Annotated in this window: 6 protein-coding genes; 2 read left to right on the top strand and 4 right to left on the bottom strand. The window is 72.9% G+C overall.

Annotated features, from left to right (window positions below):
• From ACE3Q3_RS23550 to ACE3Q3_RS23540, 3 genes are all read right to left on the bottom strand, one after another.
• The coding region (locus ACE3Q3_RS23550) for a peptidogalycan biosysnthesis protein (RefSeq protein ID WP_374450167.1) at positions 1 to 605 on the bottom strand (605 nt) is incomplete at its 3' end.
• A 38-nt stretch (positions 606 to 643) separates the two neighbouring features.
• Positions 644 to 1015, bottom strand: coding sequence for a nuclear transport factor 2 family protein (locus tag ACE3Q3_RS23545; protein ID WP_374450165.1), 372 nt, complete (start codon positions 1013 to 1015; stop codon positions 644 to 646).
• Between the two features lie 15 nt (positions 1016 to 1030).
• On the bottom strand, positions 1031 to 1495 hold the full coding sequence (locus ACE3Q3_RS23540; RefSeq protein WP_374450163.1) for a RidA family protein: 465 nt from the start codon (positions 1493 to 1495) through the stop codon (positions 1031 to 1033).
• 134 nt (positions 1496 to 1629) lie between these two features.
• On the opposite strand from ACE3Q3_RS23540, the gene ACE3Q3_RS23535 reads away from it, so the two are divergent.
• Together ACE3Q3_RS23535 and ACE3Q3_RS23530 are read left to right on the top strand one after the other, a co-directional pair.
• On the top strand, positions 1630 to 2244 hold the full coding sequence (locus ACE3Q3_RS23535) for a hypothetical protein (protein ID WP_374450161.1): 615 nt from the start codon (positions 1630 to 1632) through the stop codon (positions 2242 to 2244).
• Positions 2241 to 2882, top strand: coding sequence for a hypothetical protein (locus ACE3Q3_RS23530; protein WP_374450159.1), 642 nt, complete (start codon positions 2241 to 2243; stop codon positions 2880 to 2882). The genes ACE3Q3_RS23535 and ACE3Q3_RS23530 overlap by 4 nt, the downstream gene beginning before the upstream one ends.
• Here the strand turns inward: ACE3Q3_RS23530 and ACE3Q3_RS23525 are convergent.
• Positions 2866 to 3415 (bottom strand): helix-turn-helix transcriptional regulator (locus ACE3Q3_RS23525; RefSeq protein WP_374450157.1); only part of this gene is annotated, 550 nt, incomplete at its 5' end. The genes ACE3Q3_RS23530 and ACE3Q3_RS23525 overlap by 17 nt on opposite strands.

The following is a 3415-nucleotide window of genomic DNA, read 5'->3' as shown; positions in this document are numbered from 1 at the left end:
TCGGCCAGCGCGCCTTCGCGCTCGCGGCGCACCTGCTTGCGCTTGCGCGACGACAGCTCGGCCAGGAAGTCGTCGAAGCTGCGGTAGCCGCGGTTCTCCCAGTGGAACTGCTGGCCGATGCGCGGCAGAAAGCCGGCCTCGACCAGGGCTTCGCTCTCCTCGGCGGTGGCGAAGTTGACGTGGATCGAGGAGAGGTCGGCCTGCCGGGCGATCTCGATCAGCGTCTGGATCAGTTGCTGCCGCACCTCCGGCGCCGCCTCCGGATGCAGCAGCAGCCGATGGCCCGGGACCGGGGTGAAGGGCACCGCAACCAGCAGCTTCGGGTAGTAGCGCCCGCCCGCCCGCTCGTAGGCGTGGGCCCAGCCGTGGTCGAAGACGTACTCGCCGTAGGAATGGCCCTTGAGATAGGTCGGCGCGGCGCCGATCACGGTGCCGGCGGCATCCTCCACGAGGACGTGGCGCGGCAGCCAGCCCGTGTCGGGCGCGACCGAGCGGGATTCCTCCAGCGCTGCCAGGAAGGCGTGTGCCAGGAAGGGATTGTCGGGTCCGGCGCAGGCATCCCAGGCGGCGGCGGGGACGTCGCCGATCCGTTCCAGCACGCGCACCCGCGCCGGCGTCCGGCGCGACGGGAGGGGCGCGCCGGTCAGCGGACCACCTTGATGTAGGTGTCCTTCCGCACGACGAGCCCGTCGCGGAAGGTGTAGAGGTCGCAGCCCAGCCATTCCTGGCGCTCGCCCGAGGCGAGCGTGGCGGTGCGGCGCCACTCGGTGACGCCGCGGTCGCCCGCGACGTACTCGGCCGTGTGGTCCCAGCGGACGTCGGGGCTGCGCTGGAAGAGGCCGGTGAAGAAGGCGCGGATGGCGTCGTGGCCGCGGTAGGTCTCGCCCCAGACGTCGGGGCCGACGGCGTTGCGGAACTCGCCGTCGGGGGCGAAGCAGCCGACGATCCCCTCGATGTCGCGGCGTGCGAAATGCCGGCCGACCTCGTGCAGGCGTTCCAGGGTGACATGGGCCATGGGGCCGGCCTCCGGTCAGGCGTAGGCGATGGTGGCTTCGACCTCGACCGCGACCCCGAAGGGCAGGGCCGAGACGCCGACCGCGGCGCGGGCGTGACGCCCCTTGTCGCCGAACACCTCGACCATCAGGTCGGAGGCGCCGTTGACGACCTGCGGCTGGTCGCCGAAGGCGGCGGTCGAGGCGACGAAACCGCCGAGGCGCAGGATCTGGGTGATGCGGTCGAGGTCGCCCAGCGCCCGCTTGGCCTGGGCGATGATGTTGAGGGCGCAGAGCCGGGCCGCCGCCTGGCCGTCGGCGATCGCGACGCCGGCGCCGAGCGTGCCGAGGAAGCGGCGCTCGCCGTTCCACATCGGGATCTGGCCGGCGACGTAGAGGACGCCGCCGAACATCGTCGTCGGCACGTAGTTGGCGGCGGGTGCGGCCGCCTGGGGCAGTTCGATGCCGAGGGCGGCGAGACGCGCTTCGATGGCTCCGGCCATGGGGTGGTCCTCGTGATTCGCGGGGGTTCGGGTGCGACGTCCAGGATAGGGGACGGCACGGCCACGACGCCATCACTTCGCCCCGAATCGTCCGCTAGTCTCGACGCACCGGCCCTTTCCCGGAGGAGGATTCCATGTCCCTGCGTGCGCTCCTCGCGCTCGCCGCCCTGCTGGCGGCCCCGGCGGCGTCCTGGGCGGCCGAGATCGGGCCGTTCGGCCTGCCGACCGCGCCCTATGCCGCCGACAGCCGCATCACCGCCGACGGGCGCACGGTCACCGCCCGCATCCACGCCGACGGTGCCCGCGAACGCCGCGAGATCCGCGACGGCGACCTGCGGCAGGTGATGCTGATCGACCACGACGCCAAGCGGGCGACGATGCTGATCGTCGAGCAGAAGGTGGCGATGGAGGTCGACATGGATGCGACCGGCGGACCGATGGCCGAGACGAAATGGGAAACGCGCGAACTGGGCCGGGAGGAACTGGGCGGCCGCACCGTCACCCGCCACCATGTCGACGGCCGCGGCGCGGACGGCGCGCGCGTCGTCGGCGAGGTCTGGCTCACCGACGAGAGGATTCCCGTGAAGTCGTCGCTCGATGTCACCGAGGAGGGGCAGACGGTGCGGATCGTCCAGGAGCTGAGCAACCTGCGCATCGGGCCGGTCGATCCCGCCCTGTTCCAGGTGCCGGCCGGCTACCAGAAGGTGCCGATGCCGGCGGGCGGCCAGGCGCCGACGCGGCGCCTGTGATCGCCATGCCGGGGGTGATTGCCGTGGCGGGCCGGCTGCTGGCGTTCGCCCTTCTCGTCCTGGCCGCGGTGGCGCCGGCGGCCGCGCAGGGCTATGGGCCCTTCGGCCCGCCCGAGGTCTCCTACACGGCGGATGCGACGGTGACCCTGGGCCGGCGCAGCTACGACATGCGCGTCGTCGCCAGCGGCCCGCTGGAGCGGCGCGAGATGGTGACCCAGGGCATCCGCCGGATCGTCCTGATCGACCAGCGGTCGCGGCACGCCAGCCTGCTCCTTCCCGATCAGCGGGTGGCGATGGACGCCGACATCTCGCTGGTGCCGGGCGTTGGCGAGCTCTTCCGGCTGCGCTGGAAGACGCGGCCGCTCGGCACCGAGCCGGTGGGCGGAACCGGCGCCCGCAAGCACCGGGTCGACGGCACCAACGGCCGCGGCGACCGCATCACCGGCCACGCCTGGGTGGCGAACGGGAACATCATGGTGCGCGCGGACCTCGAGGTGCGGCGCGAAGGCAAGGTGACCCGCGTCCATCAGGAACTGCGCAACCTGCGCGTCGGCGCGGTCGACCACGCCCTGCTGACGGTCCCGGCCGGCTACCGCCGCATGCCGCTGCCGATGAACCTGTTCAACCGCCAGCGATAGGCGCCGCCGGCTCGCCCTCGCGCGGCCAGTGCCGCGGCGGGCAGCCATGGCGGCGGCGGAAGACCTTGGCGAAGTGGCTGGGGCTGGCATAGCCGACGGCGAGCGCCACCTCCGTCACCGCCATCCCGTCCCGGATCATCACAGCCGCCGCGGCGAGGCGCACGGCTTCCAGGTGCGAGTGGACGGTGCGGCCGACGACGTGCCGGAAGCCCTCCTTCAGCTTGCGTTCGTTGAGGCCGACGGCGCGGGCGAGCGAAGCGATCGTCCAGGGTTCCTGGAAGCGGTCGCGGACCAGCCGGGCGGCGGCTTCGACGAGCCGGCGGTCGCGCGCCGGCAGCTCCGGGACGGGAGATTCGGCGAGCGCCACCATGTGGGACAGGATCTCGATCGCCTTGGCCTGCAGGAAGAGGCGGCGGGCCGGCCCCTGAAGGCTGCAGCCCAGCGCGTCGCCAGCGCTCGCCAGCAGCGCCGGGCCGGCCGGGCGCGACAGGAACAGGGTCTCGCGCACGCTGCAGCCACCTTCGTCGGCGCGC

The sequence above is a fragment of the Allostella sp. genome, from assembly GCF_041913585.1.
GTDB lineage: Bacteria > Pseudomonadota > Alphaproteobacteria > ATCC43930 > Allostellaceae > Allostella.
Note: the sequence above shows the minus strand (reverse complement) of the source record. Positions and strands in the feature narration are given on the sequence as shown.

Coding starts and splice junctions, on each gene's coding strand:
- ACE3Q3_RS23535 (WP_374450161.1), top strand. CDS start 1,630: ATGTCCCTGCGTGCGCTCCTCGCGCTCGCCGCCCTGCTGGCGGCCCCG.
- ACE3Q3_RS23545 (WP_374450165.1), bottom strand. CDS start 1,015: ATGGCCCATGTCACCCTGGAACGCCTGCACGAGGTCGGCCGGCATTTC.
- ACE3Q3_RS23540 (WP_374450163.1), bottom strand. CDS start 1,495: ATGGCCGGAGCCATCGAAGCGCGTCTCGCCGCCCTCGGCATCGAACTG.